1 pseudogene is annotated in these 363 nt (G+C 57.6%); it reads right to left on the bottom strand.

Going from position 1 to position 363, the window contains the following annotated elements:
• A pseudogene (locus KDM89_RS20460) lies at positions 1-363 on the bottom strand (hypothetical protein); the annotation flags it as partial.

The following is a 363-nucleotide window of genomic DNA, read 5'->3' as shown; positions in this document are numbered from 1 at the left end:
GACAGTACCCAAGCTGCCTGCAACGTACCGCGACACCTTCATTTCTGCACTGCTGTCATACTCGTAGGCTGAGACGGGTAATGAATAAGAGAGGTCGCCCGCCCTCTCGCTATAGAGCGCGCTCACATTCGCCGTCGGCCGCCCGGTGCTGTATGCGACACCCAACTTGACACTGGCCTGGCGTTTCTTTGCTACAGTTTTCAGAACGATATTGATGCTGCCTGCCACCGCCTGCGTGCTCTGGTCCGCCGTGGCGGCCTTCTGAATCTCGATACGCTCAACTTGCGCCGGATTGATCTGTTCCAGCAAGAAGCCGCTTGGAGCAGGCTCGCCGTTGATCAGTATCTGCGTATAGCCTGACCC

The organism is Cognatundibacterium luofuense (assembly GCF_018139685.1).
GTDB lineage: Bacteria > Pseudomonadota > Gammaproteobacteria > Burkholderiales > Burkholderiaceae_D > Undibacterium > Undibacterium luofuense.
The sequence above is the reverse complement of the archived record's forward strand: the minus strand, read 5'-3'. Positions and strand labels throughout refer to the sequence as shown.